The sequence below is a fragment of the Pseudomonas sp. C1C7 genome (assembly GCF_013359595.1).
GTDB lineage: Bacteria > Pseudomonadota > Gammaproteobacteria > Pseudomonadales > Pseudomonadaceae > Aquipseudomonas.
Genome location: NZ_JABFMP010000039.1, coordinates 1 through 17,450 on the forward strand (window position 1 = coordinate 1; position 17,450 = coordinate 17,450).

Sequence of the window (17,450 nt, forward strand, 5' to 3'; positions counted from 1 at the left end):
TCTTTTGATTTTGTTTTTCAAGATCAAAAGATCGCAGCCTTCGGCAGCTCCTACATCGATTCGGGTCAGCCACAGATCCAGCGTCTGCCACGGAGACTGTGTGCGAGCCTGCTCGCGATGGGGGCGACTCGGTCCATCTATTGAGTCGCCGGCCGATACTGCAGCGCCTCGGCCAGATGTTCCCGGCTGATCTCCTCCACCCGCTCCAGATCCGCCAACGTCCGCGCCACCTTGAGCAACCGATGCGCCGAGCGCAGCGACAGGGTCAACCGCTCACAGGCACTCTCCAGCCAATGCTCATCCGCTGTGGATAACTTGCAGTACCGCTTCAACCCCGGCAAATCGAGAAAGGCATTCGCACAACGCTGGCGCTTCTGCTGACGTTCCCGGGCATCGGCGACCAGTGCCGATGCGCTGCCGCTGTCATCACCGGGCTTTGTGACGGGGTTCAGCGTCGTGGCTTCCCGGGCCACCGTCAGGTGCAGATCGATACGATCCAGCAACGGCCCCGACAGTTTGTTGCGGTAGCGCTGCACCATGTCCGGTGTACATGAGCAGCGGCCAGTGGGCTCGCCAAGATATCCACAGGGGCACGGATTCATCGCGGCCACCAGTTGAAATCGCGCTGGAAAACGTACGCGTTCCTTGGCTCGGGAAATCACGATATGCCCTGACTCCAGCGGCTCCCTGAGAACCTCCAGCACCTTGCGATCAAATTCCGGGAGCTCGTCCAAAAACAGAACACCGTGATGGGCCAACGTGATCTCGCCGGGTTGCGGTTTTGAGCTGCCACCGACCAGCGCCGGACCCGATGCCGAGTGGTGCGGTTGGCGGAACGGTCGCTGCGGCCAATGGGTCAGCGGTGCACCACTGGAAACCGATTGAATCGCCGCCACTTCCAGGGCTTCACTCTCGGTCAGCGGTGGTAGCAATCCGGGCAGTCGACTGGCCAGCAACGTCTTGCCTGTTCCCGGCGGCCCGCTGAAAAGCAGGTTATGTGCCCCCGCCGCGGCAATCAGCAACGCACGTTTGGCGGCCATCTGGCCCTGGACTTCATTGAGATCGGGATAGGGTTTGGCAGCGTGGAACAGCCCGTCGGAGACATAAGGCTCAACCGGCGTATGCCCGTTGAAATGCGCCACTGCCTGCAGCAGATGATCCACCGCAATCACCTTCAGCCCCGACGCCAGACACGCCTCCTCGGCATTCGCCCGCGGCACCACCAGCGTCCGCCCAGCCTTGCGTGCGGCGAGCGCCGCCGGCAACACCCCGCGCACCGGCCGCACTTCGCCAGACAGCGCCAACTCGCCCAGGCATTCCACATCGTCGAGGGTCAGCGTCGGTACCTGCACACTCGCCGACAGAATCCCCAGGGCAATCGCCAGATCGAACCGCCCACCGTCCTTGGGCAAATCCGCCGGCGCCAGATTCAACGTAATCCGCCGCGCCGGAAACTGCAGCCCCGAATTGATGATCGCGCTGCGCACCCGATCCTTGCTCTCCTTCACCGCCGCCTCGGGCAAACCGACCATGGTCAGCGACGGCAAGCCATTGGCCAAATGGACTTCAACAGTAACGGCGGGAGCATCCACGCCAACCTGGGCGCGGCTGTGGACAATGGAGAGAGCCATGATCGTTCCTTGAAATGGTGTGGGGCCGCTTCCTGCGGGTTTTTCAAGGGTAGACACAAGGCGGGAATTTCGCGGGGCGATGGCGAGAGCAAACCTTCGCAGGATGTTGCGCGTTCACGTCGCAGGTTGGTTATGCGGTAAGAGCTGGCGCGCATTTCTTATAGGAAATGGTTGGAATCGGACTGCGTCCTGAAAGCACCTTTGTAGGCCTTTTCCTAAAGTTCTGAAGGGATAACCAAGATTCGCAGTTTTTGCATTTACATGCTGAAAGACCTGCGATCTCCTCCGGGTAATCGTTTGGAAGCGTTGGATGGAAACCGAAAAGGTCAACACAGCATCCGTGTGAATGCGCAATGGCGAATTTGCTTTGTTTGGGGGCCAAACGGACCAGAGAATGTCGAAATCGTCGATTATCACTGAGGTGAGCAATGAAGACTTGCGCAAAGCCGAGATTGAGCGTGGATCTGCGATTCGGGATCAGGTTGAGCGGCTTGCGCATTGCGCTTGATCGCGGTTTTGTTTTTTGTAGGACGTTGCCGAGAATGTTGTAGGGCAAAAGATCGAAAAATCGCATCCTGCGGCAGCTCCTACAGGTGAAGCTGAAGGCCGTTCCGGCCTTCTATCGCGAGCAGGCTCGCTCCCACAGAGGGGCGAGCGTTATTCCGTGGGCGGGGTGAGCTTCGCTTCCAGTTCGGCGACTTTGGCTTCCAGGCTTTCGAGGCGGGCGCGGGTGCGGGCGAGGACGACCATCTGGCTGTCGAATTCTTCGCGGCTCACCAGGTCCAGTTTGCTGAAGGCGCTTTGCAGCAGCATTTTGAACTGGCTTTCGATTTCGGCTTTCGGCAACGGGGTGTCGCCGCTGAAGAGGCGGGAGGCGGTGCCGCTCAGGGCGTCGAGGAAGTCTTTGGGCGCGAGCATGGTGAGTGTCCTGATAACGATGGCGGGCAGTGTATCACGCACCATTGGCAGTCATTTTCCCGGGCAGTGCATGCACGCTTTTCGCGCATGGGGATGGACGGCATCGCACCGTTGTTGTGCGTATCTTGCCGGGTGTTGCCGCGAAGTGGCGGGCATCCGCTGGCAAGCACTTGAAAACCGTGAATTTTGTGGAGATGGCAAGCTTTCTGCAAAGACACCATTAACCCATGCACTGATGCAGTCGCTGCGACGAATGCAGTGCGCCAGGCGGAACACGGGGAGTGTTCTGCAAGGAACGGTCAGCGGCGTCGGATGGGCGGGTAAGGCCGACGAAGCGTTACAAAGCCAGGCACTGCGCTTAGACTTGAGACGGGTTTGTTTTCCTGGGGCAAGTCCACCAATTCGGGAGAGAGTTTTCATGAAGCTAGTCACTGCCATCATCAAGCCGTTCAAGTTGGACGACGTGCGCGAGTCGCTGTCCGAGATCGGCGTGCAGGGCATTACCGTCACTGAAGTCAAAGGCTTCGGTCGGCAGAAGGGCCACACCGAGCTGTACCGCGGCGCGGAATACGTGGTCGATTTCCTGCCAAAGGTGAAGATTGATGTCGCCATTGACGACAAGGATCTCGACCGGGTTATCGAGGCGATAACCAAGGCGGCCAACACCGGCAAGATCGGTGACGGCAAGATTTTCGTGGTCAATCTGGAACAGGCGATTCGCATCCGTACCGGCGAAACCGATACCGACGCAATCTAAGCCGCCCAAACCCAACGCCCCAGGAGAAAACAAAATGACTCTGCGTAAATTCGCAGGGCTAGGAGCCCTGTTGTCCATCGTAATGCCAAGCCTTGCAATGGCGGCGGACGAAGCGGCGGCCCCAGTCCTCAATTCCGGCGACACCGCCTGGATGCTGACCTCGACAGCCCTGGTGCTGTTCATGACCATTCCCGGCCTTGCGCTGTTCTACGGCGGCATGGTTCGGTCGAAAAACATTCTTTCCGTGATGATGCAGTGCTTTGCCATTACCGGTCTGATCAGCATTCTGTGGGTCATTTATGGCTACAGCATTGCGTTCGACACCACCGGCATGGAGCAGGGTGTCGTCAACTTCAATTCCTTCTTCGGGGGCATGGGCAAGGCCTTCCTCGCCGGCGTCACGCCAGCCAGCCTGACCGGTCCTGCGGCGCTGTTCCCTGAAGCGGTGTTCATCACCTTCCAGATGACCTTCGCCATCATCACCCCGGCGCTGATCGTCGGTGCCTTCGCCGAGCGCATGAAGTTCTCCGCGATGCTGGTGTTCATGGGCATCTGGTTCACCGTGGTCTATGCACCGATCGCGCACATGGTCTGGTCCGGCAACGGCGGCCTGATGTGGGACTGGGGCGTGCTGGATTTCGCCGGCGGCACCGTGGTGCACATCAACGCCGGTATCGCAGGCCTGGTGGCGTGCCTGGTGCTGGGCAAGCGTAAAGGCTTCCCGACCACCCCGATGGCTCCGCACAACCTGGGTTACACCCTGATGGGCGCCGCGATGCTGTGGATCGGCTGGTTCGGTTTCAACGCCGGTTCCGCCGCAGCCGCCAACGGCACCGCCGGCATGGCGATGCTGGTGACCCAGATCGCAACCGCCGCTGCCGCATTGGGCTGGATGTTCGCCGAGTGGATCACCCACGGCAAACCAAGCGCACTGGGTATCGCTTCGGGTGTGGTGGCCGGCCTGGTCGCCATCACTCCGGCGGCTGGCACCGTAGGCCCGATGGGCGCTTTGGTGATCGGTCTGGCGGCAGGCGTGGTGTGCTTCTTCTGCGCCACCACGCTGAAACGCAAAATGGGCTACGACGACTCCCTGGATGCCTTCGGCGTCCACGGTATCGGCGGTATCCTCGGTGCGATCCTGACTGGTGTTTTCGCAGCCCCGTCCCTGGGTGGCTTCGGCACCGTGACCGACATCGCCGCACAAGTGTGGATCCAGTGCAAAGGCGTTGGCTTCACCGTGATCTACACCGCGATCGTCACCTACATCATCCTCAAGGTGCTGGATGCGGTGATGGGTCTGCGCGTCACTGAAGAAGAAGAGGCCGTCGGTATCGATCTGGCGCTTCACAACGAACGCGGCTACAACTTGTAAGCACGCGCACGCAAAAAACTTGCCCGGCTTGCCGGGCATTTTTTTGTCCAGGATTTGTCATCAGGGGCGCGGCTGAAAGGTTTTTTCCGACAGCTTTTTGAACGTTTGGGCGAGGTGGTTTTCTACGGTCAGAGGCACGCGCGTTCCAAGAAAAACAAGGGCCTTTGTTTTTTCCCAGACCGCGCTAGAATGCGCCCCGAACGAGCGGAGAACTGTATGTGGCAACAGACTCTGATAACCCTGCGGGCGCGGCCCAGGGGCTTTCATCTGGTAACGGACGAGTTACTCGCCGGCCTGCCTGAACTCAAGGCGTGTCGGGTCGGTCTGTTGCATTTGTGGCTGCAGCATACCTCGGCGTCGTTGACCATCAACGAGAACGCCGATCCGGCAGTACGCCGCGACTTCGAACGATTTTTCAATCGTCTGATCCCACAAGGAACAGACGGCTATGAGCATAACGACGAAGGCCTGGACGACCTCCCGGCGCACTTCAAGGCCAGCGTGCTTGGCTGTCAGCTCAGTCTGCCGGTTTCGGCGGGTCGACTGGCGCTAGGGAACTGGCAAGGTGTTTATCTGGGCGAGCACCGTGATTTTGGCGGTGCTCGCAAAGTCCTCGCCACCTTGCATGGTGAAGAGGCATGAGCCGCTGGTCACCAGCGACTATTGAATTTTTCCGGCAGCCTTCGACAGAGGGCTAAGCTGGTCTATAACTAACCTGCTTTTCGCAAGTCATGAGGTAGAACATGAGCGACGATGATCTGGAAAACGACGACCTCGAAGTAGGCGACGAAGACGAGGCTGAAGACGGCCTGGAAGCAGCGGCCGAAGACGTCGCTGAAGACAGCGGTGATGACGCACCGGCCCCGACCGCCAAAGGCAAGTCCAAGGCTGCGGTATCGGTCGATGAGCTGCCGAGTGTCGAAGCCAAGAACAAAGAGCGTGATGCTCTGGCCAAGGCCATGGAAGAGTTTCTGGCCCGTGGTGGCAAGGTGCAGGAAGTGGAGGCCAACGTGGTCGCCGATCCGCCCAAGAAGCCTGACAACAAGTATGGCAGCCGGCCTATCTGAGCCTGCTCCACGCTTATTGAAAAAGCCCGCCGTCGCTGCGGGCTTTTTCATGCCTGGATAAAAGCAAAAGATCGCAGCCTTCGGCAGCTCCTACAGGGGAACACATTCCAATGTAGGAGCTGCCGAAGGCTGCGATCTTTTGGGATTCACCTCAAATGCTGTTGGAATTCCACAACGCCAACAACGCCGGCAACTCGGTCAGGCTGCGGATTTCGGCATCCGGCAGGCGTTCGGCTTCCCAGATCTTGCCCGCCGGGTTGAACCAGATGGCCCGCAGACCCGCTTGCTGGGCGCCTGCAATGTCGTCACCCGGATGATCGCCGATATGCACCGCCGCCCTGGCGGTGACGCCCCCGCGCTGCAGGGCTTCGTGGAACAGGCGCGCGTCGGGCTTGGCGATGCCGATGTCTTCGGCGCACAGGGCGAACTTGAAGTAGTCCGCCAGACCCAGCCGGCGCACGTCGGCGTTGCCGTTGGTGACCACGCCCAGGGCATAGTGGTTGGCCAGCACTTCCAGGGTCGGTTGCACCTCCGGGAAGATCTCCAGTTGGTGCCGCGCATGCAGGAACACTTCGAAGCTGCGTTCGGCAAGGTCCGTGGCTTCGGCCCGGGCATAACCGGCTTCTTCCAGAGCCTGGAACAGCACGCGCCGACGCAGTGCGCTGATGCGGTACTTCAGGCCCGGTTCGCTATTGATGATGCGCTCGCGAATGGCCCACAGGTGTTCCACCGCAACCGCGCCCAGCTTGGGCGCATGCTCGGTCAGCCATTCACGCAGTACGGCTTCGGCGCTGACGATCACCGGGGCGGTGTCCCACAGGGTGTCATCGAGGTCGAAGGTGATCAGTTGGATCGTCATGAATCGTCGCCTTTAATGCGTTTGGCCCGTGGATGGGCGCTGTCGTAGACCGAAGCCAGGTGCTGGAAGTCCAGGTGGGTGTAGATCTGCGTGGTCTTGATGTCCGAGTGGCCGAGCAGTTCCTGCACCGCCCGCAGGTCCTGGGAGGACTCCAGCAAATGACTGGCAAAGGAGTGCCGCAGCATGTGCGGGTGCAGGTTCTGCCCCAGTTCGCGCTCGCCGGCGGCCTTGACCCGAACCTGGATCGCCCGTGGACCGAGGCGCCGGCCTTGCTGGCTGATGAACACCGCGTTGTCCGCCGGGTTGGCCAGGGCGCGCAAAGGCAACCACTGTTCCAGCGCTTCGCGGGCCTTGGTGCCCACCGGCAGCAGGCGGGTCTTGCTGCCCTTGCCGAGTACCTGGACCATGCCGTCGGCCAGATCCAGCTGATCGAGGTTCAGCCCGGTCAGCTCCGAGAGGCGCAGGCCGGAGGAGTAGAACAGCTCGAGAATCGCCTGATCGCGGCGCGCGAGGAAATCGTCTTCGACGCCGCCCTCCAGCAGCTGCAGCGCGCGGTCGGTGTCGAGGGTCTTGGGCAGGCGACGCTCGCCTTTGGGTGGCGCCAGGCCGTTGGCCGGGTCGTGATCGCACAGGCCTTCGCGGTTCAGATAGTGATACAACCCGCGCACTGCCGACAGCAGTCGCGCCAGGCTGCGGGAGGATTGACCCTGGGCATGCAGGCGGGCGATCAGGCTGCGCAGGCGCTGGATGTCCAGCGCCGCCCAGCTGCCGATGTTTTGCCTGGTGCACCAGAGCAGCACTTTATCGAGGTCGCGGCGGTAGGCCGACAGGGTGTGCGGCGACACCTGCCGCTCACTGCGCAGGTGTTCGCAGTAAGCGTCCAGTTGCCGTTCCATGATCAGCGTACCGAGCGCAGGGAGCTGTTGATCCGTGGCAGCACGCGGCCCATGACTTCGGCGATGTAGCTCAGGAACAGGGTGCCCACCGAGCTCTTGTAGTGCTGGGGATCACGGCTGGCGATGGCCAGGATGCCGTGGATGCCCTGATGGGAGATGGCGACGACGGCGGTGGAGCCGATCTGCTTGCGCTGTTCTTCGCCGAACAGGAAGTCCAGTTCGTGCTCGCGCAGGCTGCCGCTGACGCTCTTGTCTTCCTGCAACAGGCCGCCGATGGCCACCTGGGCATCGGCGTGGGTGACCCAGCGACCGACCGGCATGGGGTTGTCGCCAAGCAGGATGAGGCTGACGAAGGGCACCTGGAAGTCCTGGCGCAGACTGTCCTCGACGCTCATCACCACGTCTTCCAGGGTGCTGGCGTCCATCAGGGCGAGGATCAGGCGGCGGGTTTTCTCGAACAGACGATCGTTGTCGCGGGCGACGTCCATCAGATGGGAAAGACGGTGGCGCAACTCGATGTTGCGGTCACGCAGAATGGTCATCTGCCGTTCCACCAGCGACACGGTATCGCCGCGTCGGTGGGGAATGCGCAAGGCCGGCAGCAGTTCTTCGTGCTCGACGAAGAAGTCCGGATGAGCCTCCAGGTACGCGGCAATCGCCGCCGCCTCCAGGCTTTCGGACGCTGATTCGTCGGACTGTCGGGCGGGTACCTGTGGCTTATCGGTCATGGCTTTGGCTCACTCAAAGACGCACTTGTCCTTCGTATACGCGAACTGCCGGGCCGGTCATCAGAACCGGTTGGCCAGGGCCTGCCCATTCAATGGACAGACGCCCGCCAGGCAGGTCGATCAACAGCGGCGAATCCATCCACCCCTGGCTGATCGCGGCCACCGCGGCAGCGCAGGCGCCGGTTCCGCAGGCCTGGGTTTCCCCGGCACCGCGTTCCCAGACGCGCAATTGCGCGCGATTGCGGTCGATGACCTGGATGAAACCGACATTGACCCGCGACGGGAAGCGCGGGTGATGTTCGATTTTCGGTCCCAGCTCGTGCACCGGCGCACCGTTGATGTCGCTGACCCGCAGCACGGCATGGGGGTTGCCCATCGACACCGCGGCCAGCTCCACCGACTTGCCGTCGACGTCAACCTGATAACTCAGGGCCTGTTCCTCGGCCTGGAACGGAATATCGGCCGGCACCAGGCGCGGTGCGCCCATGTCGACGCCGATCTGCCCATCGTTGCGCACATCCAGTTCGATGATCCCGCTCTTGGTTTCGACGCGGATCTTCTTCTTGGCGGTCAGGCGCTTGTCGAGCACGAAGCGGGCGAAACAGCGGGCACCGTTGCCGCACTGTTCCACTTCGGAGCCGTCGGAGTTGAAGATCCGATAACGGAAATCCACGTCCGGGTTGCTCGGTGCTTCAACGATCAACAGCTGGTCGAAACCGATGCCGGTATGCCGGTCGCCCCACAGCTTGGCGTGCTTGGGCAGGATGTGCGCGTGCTGGCTGACCAGGTCGAGAACCATGAAGTCGTTGCCCAGGCCGTGCATCTTGGTAAAACGCAGCAGCATGGTTTTACTCCGGCAGCAGGCTTTCGCCAGCGAACAACTCGGCTACCGTTTCACGGCGACGCACTTCAAATGCCTGATCACCGTCCACCAGCACCTCGGCGGCGCGGCCGCGGGTGTTGTAGTTGGAGCTCATGACAAAGCCGTAGGCGCCCGCCGAATGCACGGCCAGCAGATCGCCTTCTTCCAGGGCCAGCTCACGCTCCTTGGCCAGGAAGTCGCCGGTCTCGCAGATCGGGCCGACGATGTCGTAGGTGCGGGCGGCGGTATCGCGTGGGCGCACGGCGGTGACGTCCATCCAGGCCTGATACAGCGCCGGGCGGATCAGGTCGTTCATGGCCGCATCGACGATGGCGAAGTCTTTGTGTTCGGTGTGCTTGAGGTACTCGACCTGGGTCAGCAGCACGCCGGCGTTGGCGACGATGAAGCGGCCCGGTTCGAACACCAGCGCCAGGTCGCGACCGTCGAGACGCTCGCGCACGGCCTTGATGTAATCGCCGGCCAGTGGCGGCTCTTCATCGCGATAACGCACGCCCAGGCCACCACCGAGGTCGATGTGGCGCAGGTAAATTCCGCAGTCGCTCAGGCGGTCGACCAGGCCCAGCAGGCGGTCGAGGGCATCGATGAATGGCGGCAGGGTGGTCAGTTGCGAACCGATGTGGCAGTCGACGCCGACCACTTCCAGGTTCGGCAGCTGCGCGGCGCGCACGTACACGTCTTCCGCGTCGGCGATGGCGATGCCGAACTTGTTCTCTTTGAGACCGGTGGATATGTACGGGTGGGTGCCGGCGTCGACGTCCGGGTTCACGCGCAGGGAGATCGGGGCGCGAACGCCGAGCTCCGCGGCCACCACTTGCAGGCGCTCCAGCTCGTCGGTGGACTCGACGTTGAAGCAGTGCACGCCCACTTCCAGGGCGCGGCGCATGTCGTCACGGGTCTTGCCGACGCCGGAGAACACGATCTTGTCGGCGCTGCCGCCGGCGGCCAGCACGCGTTCGAGCTCGCCACGGGAAACGATGTCGAAACCGGCGCCAAGACGGGCCAGGACATTCAGTACGCCCAGGTTGGAGTTGGCCTTGACGGCGAAGCAGACCAGGTGCGGCATGCCGGCCAGCGCATCGGCGTAGGCCAGATACTGGGCTTCGATGTGGGCACGGGAATAAACGTAGGTCGGTGTACCAAAGCGATCAGCGATAGCAGACAGGGCAACACCTTCCGCGAACAGTTCACCGTCACGGTAGTTAAAAGCGTCCATGATGCTCCCTTATTGGTAGACGTCGTGCTTGTGCTTGGACGATTGCTTCTGCGAGGACTGGGCTTGCTCGGCCGGGTCCTGGTCATCGTCGGGCAGGTACAGCGGGCCTTTTTGACCGCAGGCCGAGACGAGGCAGGCGATCGCGAGGAGCGCAGCAAGGGAAGAGATCAGGCGCTTCATGGCGAAATCCTTGAAAATGCATTAATTGGGCCGGAGTATACCGGCCACCCGACGGCTTGCCTATGCGAGGGGGCTCCCGTCCGGCGGGGCTTGGCGCATGCAGGTCGCTATACTGCATTCCCTGTGGGCAGTCCGGGCACCGCATTCCCTACAGGTCCTGCGGCGGCCTGACTGATCAGGCCCGCTCCCACAGTTTTTGGTTTCCAAAGGATAGGGTTCCCGGGCTTTAATCTTTGCAATCGACGAGACTCGGCCGTATCTTGCGGCGCTTGAGCCTGATCAGACACTTTTTGAGGTTGCCGTAATGAGTTTGTCCGAAGCGCGTTTCCATGATCTGGTCGATGCCACCCAGCAAACCCTGGAAGACATCTTCGAGGACAGCGACCTGGATATCGATCTGGAGAGCTCGGCCGGTGTGCTGACCGTCAAGTTCGAAAACGGCACCCAGCTGATCTTCAGCCGCCAGGAGCCGCTGCGTCAGCTGTGGCTGGCGGCGGTGTCCGGCGGTTTCCACTTCGATTACGACGAAGAGAGCGAGCGCTGGATGTGCGACAAGAGCGAAGAGCAGCTGGGCGAAATGCTCGAGCGCATCGTCCGCCAGCAGGCCGGTGTCGAATTCGATTTCGAAGGTCTGTAACACCGTGACACAACCTGCTCCGGTCCGTCCGCCCAAGCCGCTCTACAGCAACGTCAGCCCGGCGGTGCCCTCGCCCTGCTGCAATGTGTGCCGGCTGGATGAGCAAAAAGTCTGCACAGGATGTTTCCGTCATGTCGAAGACATCCGCGAGTGGCGGTCGGCGGATGACGAGCGCCGGCGCGTCATCTGCCAGCAGGCCAAAGTGCGCAAAAGCACCGCCACCTCCCTGTAGGAGCGAAGCTTGCTCGCGAACCAGGCGATGCGGTCTATCAGATAGAACCGGTAATCGTTCTTCGCGGGCAAGCCTCGCTCCTGCGGGCGGCGTCACTGGCTTGTATATTTTTTGAGCTGTGATAGTGTCCGAATACGCCTCAACCCATCGAGGCTTGTGAAAACCCCGCCTTGTTTCTGGCGGGGTTTTGCTTTTTTGTGCAGAAGAAAGGAGTCTGCCCTGATCATGACCGCACCTTCCATCACCCTTACCCGTCTGGACGTTCAGCGTCTGGAGCGTCTGATCGACAGCCTGGATGAAAACCTGCCGGGCGTTATTGCGTTGCAAACCGAGCTGGACCGAGCCGACACGCTGGTGGGCCACGATGAAGTGCCGCCTGATGTCGTGACCATGAATTCGCGCGTTCATTGCCGTGAAGAAAGCAGCGGCAAGGACTACCACCTGACCCTGGTTTACCCTAAGGACGCCAACGCCGACGAAGGCAAGGTCTCGATCCTGGCACCGGTGGGCAGCGCACTGCTGGGCCTGAAAGTCGGCCAGCACATCGACTGGCCGGCACCCGGCGGCAAGACCCTGAAGCTGACGTTGCTGGAAGTCGAATCGCAACCGTCCAATGGCGGCGACTACAACGTCTGACCCCGCCTCACACCTGATCGAGCGCCTCGTTCAATGCGCGCTCCAGGTCCGCCTTGTAGCGCAGATACAGATTGCTGGAACCCTGACCGTCACCGAGCAGGCCCGAAAGGTCCAGGTCGGTGATGTAGCAGCGGTAGCGTTGGGTCTCGCGGCGCTGCTCGACGATTTCCCGGGCGACCACGCTGAACAGCTGGTCGCCATGCTCCAACTCTGAAAACTCCCGCTGATTGCAATACAGGGTCACCTGCACCTCGCCCGGTGCGGCTTTGCCGACGATTGCCTGCACGTCATAGAAGGGTTTGTTGGCCGGCGTGTCCGGCGCCGGCCGGGCTTCGACGCGGCGCGCGCGCCCAGTGCCCGACGGCAGGAGCTGGTAATACAGGATGTCCAGGCTGCGAGGCTGGGCGGTCATCGGCAATGAGGCGTCGCGCCGGTACTGGATCGATTGCAGGAAACGTTGCAGCGGCACCAGCAGGCTCTGCTCGTCGTGCCACGGCAGGCGCTGCTGCCACAGCGCATTGAATTCATCGAGCACGTACAGCTCGGCGTGATCCTCATTGACCCGGTAGAACACCTGAATGCAGTCGGGCTGGCCCATGGGCAGCAGCAGGGCGAGGTCGTGGTCTTCCAGGGCCATCGAATCCAGGTGCAGCGGGCTGTAGCTGACCAGTTCCTCGCTCAGGTAATCGACCAGCGCCGTCAGCGTCGGCAAGGCGACATGATTGACCTGGCCCGGCACCAGCTCCAGCACGTGATAGTGCTGCTGAACCTGAATCAGGTAGCGGTGATTGAGCTTGCTCAGCAACAGGTTCTGCGCCGTGTCGAGGATGCCCTCCACGCGCTGCGCGATGAATTGCGCGCGGTTGTGGCAGAAGCAGCGCACCCGCAGCCGGGGCTGATTCGGGCCGTCGGGCAGGTCGTTGAGGTAATCGCGCACGCAGTCGAGCAGGGCGTGGGGGCCGTCGAAGCGACTCACCAGTACTTCGTTCCAGCTGTTGAGCGTGACCTGATCCAGGGTCAGCACCAGATTTTCCCGGACCCCCGCATAACTCAGGGAGTCGGTGCGTTCGGTGGTCATCAGGATGTTCAGGTCGCGGTGGTGCTTGAGCGGGTCGACGCCGACGTTCACCAGAATCAGCACTTCGCCGGGCACGCTGGCCCGCAGCAGAGGTTCTTCGTCGACGGTCGGCATCGGCAGGGGAATGGTCTGCTGCAGGCTGCCGAGCAGGTTGAACAGTTCGAATTCGCTCAGGTCGCTGCTGCCGGGGTGCAGGGCCAGGCGGGTGCTGCTGTCGATCACGCCGTTGCGGTGGCACCAGGTCAGCAGTTCGAGCAACTGGCGGCTGCGCTTGATCGGCGCGAAGTGCTCCCACTCAAGCGCGGTCAGGCTGCCGTTGTACAGGCCCCATTGGGATTGCCCGGCTTCCTTTTTGTTGGGCGCGTGCACCAGCGTCAGGGTGTCCTCGGCCAGGTCCGGGGCGATGCCCGGGTTGATGAACTCGACCTTGTCCGCCTTGCGCTCGAACGCTGCGTACAGACGCCGGCCGAGCACGCTGAGGTCGCGCTTGTTGATCAGGCTGACGGTCTGTTCCTGACGGGCGAACTGGGTCAGGAAGCGGTAGCTGTAATTGAGCTCGTTGACCAGCGCCCGGCGCTCGGAGCTGACCTGGCGGACTTTCCACTGACTGCGGCTGTCGAGCAGCGCCAATTGCCGATGATCCCAGTGCCATTCGTGGGCCAGGCGTTCCAGCAGCGAGCGCTGCCAGCTCTGAGTGCGGCTGTTGCCGGTGAGTTTGCGATTGACCTTCAGGTACAGCGCGCGTCGCACCAGTTCCAGGCGCTCCGGCTCGTTGCGGGCAATCAGGTATTCCTCGATGCGCCGGTACACCACGACATACGGGTCCAACTCATCCAGATCGAGGCGGTTGGCGAACACCGCCTGTTTGTAGCGCAGGCTCAGGCACTGGACCCGCGGGTGTTCGCTGGCGTACACCTCGGTCAGCAGCAGCTTGAGCACCGACTTGTAGGGCGACTCGATGCCCTTGAACAACTGCCACAGCCCGGCGCCAATGAACTCGCCGGGCGGGATGAAGGCGAGGTTGCCCAGGTCGAGGGTTTCGTCGGCCCGGATGAAGCGCTTGGACAGCAACGTATGGGTGTAGCGATCGTAGCTGGACTCTTCGTAGACCGGCACCAGCCACCAGATCGGCGTGCGCCCGGCCAGCCAGATCGCGGTGCGATAGAACTCGTCGAGCAGCAGGTAGTGCTGGGTGGTGCCGCAATTCTCGGAGCTGAGCTGATTGTCGCGCTCGCCCCGCACGAACCGCTCCGGATCGATCAGGAAGAAGTGCGCCTCGGCGCCCTGGCTGGCGGCCCAGGCTTCGAGCAACTGGCATTTCTTGCGCAGCTCGTTGAGTTCGCTCTCGCTCAGGTCCGGGCTGTGACAGACCCACAGGTCCATATCGCTCTGGTCGGCCTGGGCCAGGGTGCCGAGGCTGCCCATCAGGAACAGGCCGTGAATCGGTCGTGGCGGATTGCTGCCGTGGCGCGGTTTATAGGTAAACGAACGGGTCAGGCGCTGGGCTTCGGCCAGCAGGTTGGCGTCGGGCTCGTAGTTCGACAGCCCGGCCGGGGTGCTGCTCGAGACATACCCTGGCAACAGCGGATGATTGACGTGGAAAAACAGCGGCAACAGGCTCAGCACGCCTTGCTGGCGGGTCGACAACCCCTCCATGGCGCGGGCCATGCGACCTTCGTTGAGCTTCAGAAAGCGCGCGCGCAGCTGGCTCAGCACCTTGCGGTCGATGCCCTCGTCCAGATCGGGGCGGATTTCATGGTTGCGGGTCATGTCAGCTCAAACCGGCTCGCAGGGCTCGGACGTGGGGCTTTGGGGTGAGCGCAGTTTAGCGTCTCGTCCCTTGGACATTTAAGCTGATTTTGTTTTTTTGACGTCAGATTTATAACGTTGGAAAAGGTCAGTCAGCCGAACAGGCCCACGGATGTCCCGTTTCGGGTTTTCCGTGGGCGATACGGTACGGTCAGGCCGTTTCCTGAGTCGTCAGGATGGTCAGAAGGGATTGAGCGTGTTCGGCGGCATCGCGCCCCAGGCTGGTCAGGTAACCGCCATCGGGCTGGGTAATCAGTTCTTTTTCGTGCAGGCGTTTGGCAGCGGCAATGGCTTGAGGGGCAGCGGTGTGATGAATTTTCAGACCTTCCTGGGAACTGTCCAGGTTGTAGAGTGCAAGGATTTCCAGTTCGGCAACCAACTCAGGGGTAAACGACATAAGGACTCCATACTTTCTAGGAATGGGACAACAGCGCCCTTAAGGTGAACCTGCCGGTGCGGCATGTCCAGTGCCAACACAACAAATCGGAATCTCTTGTAGGAGCGAGGCTTGCCCGCGAAGAACGATGACGCGGTTTGTCTGGCAAACCGTGTTGGGGCGTTCGCGGGCAAGCCTCGCTCCTGCAAGGGGGCGGGGTTATTGCTTTTCCGGGGGCAGTTCCGGCAGCGCCCGCAGCGCCGCTTCGTACCATTCGGTGTTGAACGGGCGGTCTTCTTCGAGGATCGCGTCGATTTCCACCGCCAGAACGTGAGCCATCAGGTTGAGGATGTCCTCGCGCTCGTAGCCCACCAGGGTCAGCTTGTTGTACGTCGCCTTGGCCGCCGGCGGGTTTTCGCTTTCGATCTGGTTTTCGATGGCCTGGATCAGGGTGCTTTCGGCGAACTCTTCGTCGTCGTTGTCGATATCGGTTGGCTCGCTCATGGCTGGCTCCTCGGGAAATGGCGGCCAGTTTACCCGCATTCAGCCCGGTGATGCTGCTGGCAAGAATCCGCGCGCCGTTCTATAAACAGACACCGCCCACCCCGCACGGCCTGGAGGCTTTGTGATGATTGAGCTTTATGGATTCTCCGTCAGCAACTACTACAACATGGTCAAGCTGGCGCTGCTGGAAAAAGGACTCCCCTTCGAAGAAGTGCCGTTCTACGCCGGCCAGACCCCCGAGGCCCTGGCCATCAGCCCTCGCGGGAAGGTGCCGGTGCTGAAGACGGAGCAGGGCTTCATCAACGAAACCATGGTGATCCTCGACTACATCGAGCAGAGTCAGAAAGGCACGCCGCTGTTGCCTGGCGATCCGTTCGAGCGCGCCCAGGTGCTGGCGCTGGCCAAGGAAATCGAGCTGTATATCGAATTACCCGCGCGCGCCTGTTACGGCGAAGCGTTCTTCGGCGCCAAGCTGCCGGAGGCGATCAAGGAAAAGACCAAGGCCGAACTGCTTCTGGGCATTGCCTCACTGGCACGCCACGGCAAGTTCAGCCCTTATGTGGCGGGCGACAGCCTGAGCGTGGCGGATCTGTACTTCCTCTACAGCGTGCCGCTGGCCTGCGCAGTGGCGAAGAAGCTGTTCGAGATCGACCTGCTGGCCGAGCTGCCGGCAGCCAAGGCGTTGCTGCAGCGTCTTGAGCAGAACCCGAACGTTCAGCGCATTGCCGCGGACAAGGAAGCGGCGATGCCGGCGTTCATGGCGATGGTCGCGGCCAAGAAGTAATCGTCAGGGTTGGAACGAGGAAGGCCTGTGCTGCAGAAGACTCGCAATCTTTTGTCCCATATGGCCTTCACGCCTGCTTGGCAGCCTTTTCAGGCGTTTTTGTCATATGCGGCAATAGCCCAAAACCACCTCTTCCCCGAGCGATGCCTACCTTGAGCGCTGGATTGTTTTCGTAATGGAAACCAGACGGTCAAGGAGACCTGCTCATGCTCAAACTCTATGGCTTCGCGGCCAGTAATTACTTCAACATGGTCAAGCTGGCGCTGCTGGAAAAGGGCGTGGCCTTTGAGACCGTGCCGTTTTATGGCTGCCAGAATCCGCAGATTCTCGCCGTCAGCCCTCGGGGCAAGGTGCCGGTGCTGGAGACCGCAAAAGGTTTTCTAAGCGAAACCGACGCCATTCTCGACTTCATCGAAGAGACCCAAGAGGGCGTCGCCCTGCTGCCGACCGATCCGTTCGAGCGGGCGCGGGTTCGGGCATTGGCCAAGGAAATCGAGCTGTACATCGAACTGCCGGCGCGGGTCTGTTACGTCGAGGTGTTCTTTGGCGGTAGGCCAACCCCGCAAGCCTTGCGGGACAAGGCCGAACGGGATCTGCTCAAAGGTTTCAAGGCGCTGAAGCAGCGGGCGCGGTTCTCGCCCTTCGTGGCGGGAGAGCAGTTCACGTTGGCCGACCTGTACTTTCTGTACAGCGTCGATCTGGCCGTGGACGTCGGCAAACGCTTGTTCGGAATCGACTATCTGATGGGGATGCCTGGCGCCACTGCGCTATTGCAGCGTCTGGCCGAAAATCCGAACGTACAGAAAGTCGCCGCTGACAGAGAGGCCGAAGCGCCGGCGTTTCTGGCGCGGGTGCGAGCGGTGGGAAGTCCAGGCCGCTAAAACAAAGAG

20 protein-coding genes and 1 pseudogene are annotated in these 17,450 nt (G+C 61.5%); 10 read left to right on the forward strand and 11 right to left on the reverse strand.

The features are described from left to right. Positions 1 to 137 precede the first annotated feature (137 nt). Entirely contained in the window at positions 138 to 1,631 is a 1,494-nt protein-coding gene (locus HNO86_RS24920) for a YifB family Mg chelatase-like AAA ATPase (protein WP_175379579.1), read from the reverse strand. A 264-nt stretch (positions 1,632 to 1,895) separates the two neighbouring features. Between HNO86_RS24920 and HNO86_RS24925 the strand changes: the two are divergent. Continuing rightward, positions 1,896 to 2,051, forward strand: a pseudogene (locus tag HNO86_RS24925) (type II toxin-antitoxin system RelE/ParE family toxin); the annotation flags it as partial. A 237-nt stretch (positions 2,052 to 2,288) separates the two neighbouring features. On the opposite strand, the gene HNO86_RS24930 reads toward HNO86_RS24925, so the two are convergent. Beyond that, complete coding sequence (locus HNO86_RS24930; protein ID WP_047596744.1) at positions 2,289 to 2,549, reverse strand: accessory factor UbiK family protein; 261 nt, start codon at positions 2,547 to 2,549, stop codon at positions 2,289 to 2,291. A gap of 418 nt (positions 2,550 to 2,967) precedes the next feature. Between HNO86_RS24930 and glnK the strand changes: the two genes are divergently transcribed. The 4 genes from glnK to sutA all read left to right on the forward strand — a co-directional run bounded on the left by glnK (position 2,968) and on the right by sutA (position 5,745). Then, the gene (gene glnK, locus HNO86_RS24935; RefSeq protein WP_002555808.1) at positions 2,968 to 3,306 is read left to right on the forward strand and encodes a P-II family nitrogen regulator; all 339 of its coding nucleotides are present in this window, start codon (positions 2,968 to 2,970) and stop codon (positions 3,304 to 3,306) included. A gap of 34 nt (positions 3,307 to 3,340) precedes the next feature. Beyond that, a complete protein-coding gene (locus tag HNO86_RS24940; RefSeq protein ID WP_175379581.1) occupies positions 3,341 to 4,678 on the forward strand; it encodes an ammonium transporter in 1,338 nt (445 codons plus the stop codon). A 216-nt stretch (positions 4,679 to 4,894) separates the two neighbouring features. After that, entirely contained in the window at positions 4,895 to 5,320 is a 426-nt protein-coding gene (locus tag HNO86_RS24945; RefSeq protein WP_175379582.1) for a secondary thiamine-phosphate synthase enzyme YjbQ, read from the forward strand. Between the two features lie 101 nt (positions 5,321 to 5,421). Further along, entirely contained in the window at positions 5,422 to 5,745 is a 324-nt protein-coding gene (gene sutA / locus HNO86_RS24950; RefSeq protein ID WP_175379583.1) for a transcriptional regulator SutA, read from the forward strand. Positions 5,746 to 5,896: 151 nt separating this feature from the next. On the opposite strand, the gene HNO86_RS24955 is transcribed toward sutA, so the two are convergent. From HNO86_RS24955 to HNO86_RS24980, 6 genes are read right to left on the reverse strand one after another with little or no spacing between them, the layout of a single operon-like run. Further along, entirely contained in the window at positions 5,897 to 6,604 is a 708-nt protein-coding gene (locus HNO86_RS24955) for an HAD family hydrolase (protein ID WP_175379584.1), read from the reverse strand. After that, positions 6,601 to 7,500, reverse strand: a complete 900-nt coding sequence (gene xerC, locus HNO86_RS24960; RefSeq protein WP_175379585.1) for a tyrosine recombinase XerC — start codon at positions 7,498 to 7,500, stop codon at positions 6,601 to 6,603. The genes HNO86_RS24955 and xerC overlap by 4 nt, the downstream gene beginning before the upstream one ends. 2 nt (positions 7,501 to 7,502) lie before the next feature. Then, positions 7,503 to 8,228, reverse strand: coding sequence for a DUF484 family protein (locus tag HNO86_RS24965; protein WP_175379586.1), 726 nt, complete (start codon positions 8,226 to 8,228; stop codon positions 7,503 to 7,505). A gap of 13 nt (positions 8,229 to 8,241) precedes the next feature. Next, complete coding sequence (gene dapF / locus HNO86_RS24970; protein WP_175379587.1) at positions 8,242 to 9,072, reverse strand: diaminopimelate epimerase; 831 nt, start codon at positions 9,070 to 9,072, stop codon at positions 8,242 to 8,244. Between the two features lie 4 nt (positions 9,073 to 9,076). Continuing rightward, the gene (lysA, locus tag HNO86_RS24975) at positions 9,077 to 10,324 is read right to left on the reverse strand and encodes a diaminopimelate decarboxylase (protein ID WP_175379588.1); all 1,248 of its coding nucleotides are present in this window, start codon (positions 10,322 to 10,324) and stop codon (positions 9,077 to 9,079) included. 9 nt (positions 10,325 to 10,333) lie between these two features. Then, a complete protein-coding gene (locus tag HNO86_RS24980; RefSeq protein ID WP_175379589.1) occupies positions 10,334 to 10,504 on the reverse strand; it encodes a lipoprotein in 171 nt (56 codons plus the stop codon). A 304-nt stretch (positions 10,505 to 10,808) separates the two neighbouring features. On the opposite strand from HNO86_RS24980, the gene cyaY reads away from it, so the two are divergent. The 3 genes from cyaY (at position 10,809) to rnk (ending at position 12,009) form a co-directional block, all read left to right on the forward strand. After that, positions 10,809 to 11,141 carry an iron donor protein CyaY gene (gene cyaY, locus HNO86_RS24985; protein ID WP_175379590.1) on the forward strand — a complete coding sequence of 111 codons (333 nt, stop codon included), beginning with the start codon at positions 10,809 to 10,811 and terminating at the stop codon, positions 11,139 to 11,141. Positions 11,142 to 11,145: 4 nt separating this feature from the next. Beyond that, positions 11,146 to 11,373: a DUF1289 domain-containing protein gene (locus tag HNO86_RS24990; RefSeq protein WP_175379591.1), complete on the forward strand. Its 228-nt coding sequence runs from the start codon at positions 11,146 to 11,148 to the stop codon at positions 11,371 to 11,373. 225 nt (positions 11,374 to 11,598) lie between these two features. Further along, the gene (gene rnk / locus HNO86_RS24995; RefSeq protein ID WP_175379592.1) at positions 11,599 to 12,009 is read left to right on the forward strand and encodes a nucleoside diphosphate kinase regulator; all 411 of its coding nucleotides are present in this window, start codon (positions 11,599 to 11,601) and stop codon (positions 12,007 to 12,009) included. Positions 12,010 to 12,016: 7 nt separating this feature from the next. Here the strand turns inward: rnk and HNO86_RS25000 are convergent, their stop codons facing one another. The 3 genes from HNO86_RS25000 to HNO86_RS25010 all read right to left on the reverse strand — a co-directional run bounded on the left by HNO86_RS25000 (position 12,017) and on the right by HNO86_RS25010 (position 15,776). Further along, complete coding sequence (locus HNO86_RS25000) at positions 12,017 to 14,857, reverse strand: class I adenylate cyclase (RefSeq protein WP_175379593.1); 2,841 nt, start codon at positions 14,855 to 14,857, stop codon at positions 12,017 to 12,019. Between the two features lie 190 nt (positions 14,858 to 15,047). Then, positions 15,048 to 15,293 (reverse strand): TIGR02647 family protein, encoded by a 246-nt coding sequence (locus HNO86_RS25005; protein ID WP_175379594.1) that lies wholly within the window; start codon positions 15,291 to 15,293, stop codon positions 15,048 to 15,050. Between the two features lie 198 nt (positions 15,294 to 15,491). Continuing rightward, positions 15,492 to 15,776, reverse strand: coding sequence for a hypothetical protein (locus tag HNO86_RS25010; RefSeq protein WP_175379595.1), 285 nt, complete (start codon positions 15,774 to 15,776; stop codon positions 15,492 to 15,494). A 124-nt stretch (positions 15,777 to 15,900) separates the two neighbouring features. Here HNO86_RS25010 and HNO86_RS25015 point away from each other — a divergent pair, with 124 nt between their 5' ends. Next, positions 15,901 to 16,560 (forward strand): glutathione S-transferase family protein, encoded by a 660-nt coding sequence (locus HNO86_RS25015; protein WP_175379596.1) that lies wholly within the window; start codon positions 15,901 to 15,903, stop codon positions 16,558 to 16,560. A 206-nt stretch (positions 16,561 to 16,766) separates the two neighbouring features. Continuing rightward, entirely contained in the window at positions 16,767 to 17,441 is a 675-nt protein-coding gene (locus HNO86_RS25020; RefSeq protein ID WP_175379597.1) for a glutathione S-transferase family protein, read from the forward strand. The last annotated feature ends 9 nt before the right edge of the window (positions 17,442 to 17,450 follow it).

What these genes read in the sequence shown, in the direction of transcription:
- HNO86_RS24920 (WP_175379579.1), bottom strand. Translation starts at nt 1,631, where the DNA reads ATGGCTCTCTCCATTGTCCACAGCCGCGCCCAGGTTGGCGTGGATGCT.
- HNO86_RS24930 (WP_047596744.1), bottom strand. Translation starts at nt 2,549, where the DNA reads ATGCTCGCGCCCAAAGACTTCCTCGACGCCCTGAGCGGCACCGCCTCC.
- glnK (WP_002555808.1), top strand. Translation starts at nt 2,968, where the DNA reads ATGAAGCTAGTCACTGCCATCATCAAGCCGTTCAAGTTGGACGACGTG.
- HNO86_RS24940 (WP_175379581.1), top strand. Translation starts at nt 3,341, where the DNA reads ATGACTCTGCGTAAATTCGCAGGGCTAGGAGCCCTGTTGTCCATCGTA.
- HNO86_RS24945 (WP_175379582.1), top strand. Translation starts at nt 4,895, where the DNA reads ATGTGGCAACAGACTCTGATAACCCTGCGGGCGCGGCCCAGGGGCTTT.
- sutA (WP_175379583.1), top strand. Translation starts at nt 5,422, where the DNA reads ATGAGCGACGATGATCTGGAAAACGACGACCTCGAAGTAGGCGACGAA.
- HNO86_RS24955 (WP_175379584.1), bottom strand. Translation starts at nt 6,604, where the DNA reads ATGACGATCCAACTGATCACCTTCGACCTCGATGACACCCTGTGGGAC.
- xerC (WP_175379585.1), bottom strand. Translation starts at nt 7,500, where the DNA reads ATGGAACGGCAACTGGACGCTTACTGCGAACACCTGCGCAGTGAGCGG.
- HNO86_RS24965 (WP_175379586.1), bottom strand. Translation starts at nt 8,228, where the DNA reads ATGACCGATAAGCCACAGGTACCCGCCCGACAGTCCGACGAATCAGCG.
- dapF (WP_175379587.1), bottom strand. Translation starts at nt 9,072, where the DNA reads ATGCTGCTGCGTTTTACCAAGATGCACGGCCTGGGCAACGACTTCATG.
- lysA (WP_175379588.1), bottom strand. Translation starts at nt 10,324, where the DNA reads ATGGACGCTTTTAACTACCGTGACGGTGAACTGTTCGCGGAAGGTGTT.
- HNO86_RS24980 (WP_175379589.1), bottom strand. Translation starts at nt 10,504, where the DNA reads ATGAAGCGCCTGATCTCTTCCCTTGCTGCGCTCCTCGCGATCGCCTGC.
- cyaY (WP_175379590.1), top strand. Translation starts at nt 10,809, where the DNA reads ATGAGTTTGTCCGAAGCGCGTTTCCATGATCTGGTCGATGCCACCCAG.
- rnk (WP_175379592.1), top strand. Translation starts at nt 11,599, where the DNA reads ATGACCGCACCTTCCATCACCCTTACCCGTCTGGACGTTCAGCGTCTG.
- HNO86_RS25000 (WP_175379593.1), bottom strand. Translation starts at nt 14,857, where the DNA reads ATGACCCGCAACCATGAAATCCGCCCCGATCTGGACGAGGGCATCGAC.
- HNO86_RS25005 (WP_175379594.1), bottom strand. Translation starts at nt 15,293, where the DNA reads ATGTCGTTTACCCCTGAGTTGGTTGCCGAACTGGAAATCCTTGCACTC.
- HNO86_RS25010 (WP_175379595.1), bottom strand. Translation starts at nt 15,776, where the DNA reads ATGAGCGAGCCAACCGATATCGACAACGACGACGAAGAGTTCGCCGAA.
- HNO86_RS25015 (WP_175379596.1), top strand. Translation starts at nt 15,901, where the DNA reads ATGATTGAGCTTTATGGATTCTCCGTCAGCAACTACTACAACATGGTC.
- HNO86_RS25020 (WP_175379597.1), top strand. Translation starts at nt 16,767, where the DNA reads ATGCTCAAACTCTATGGCTTCGCGGCCAGTAATTACTTCAACATGGTC.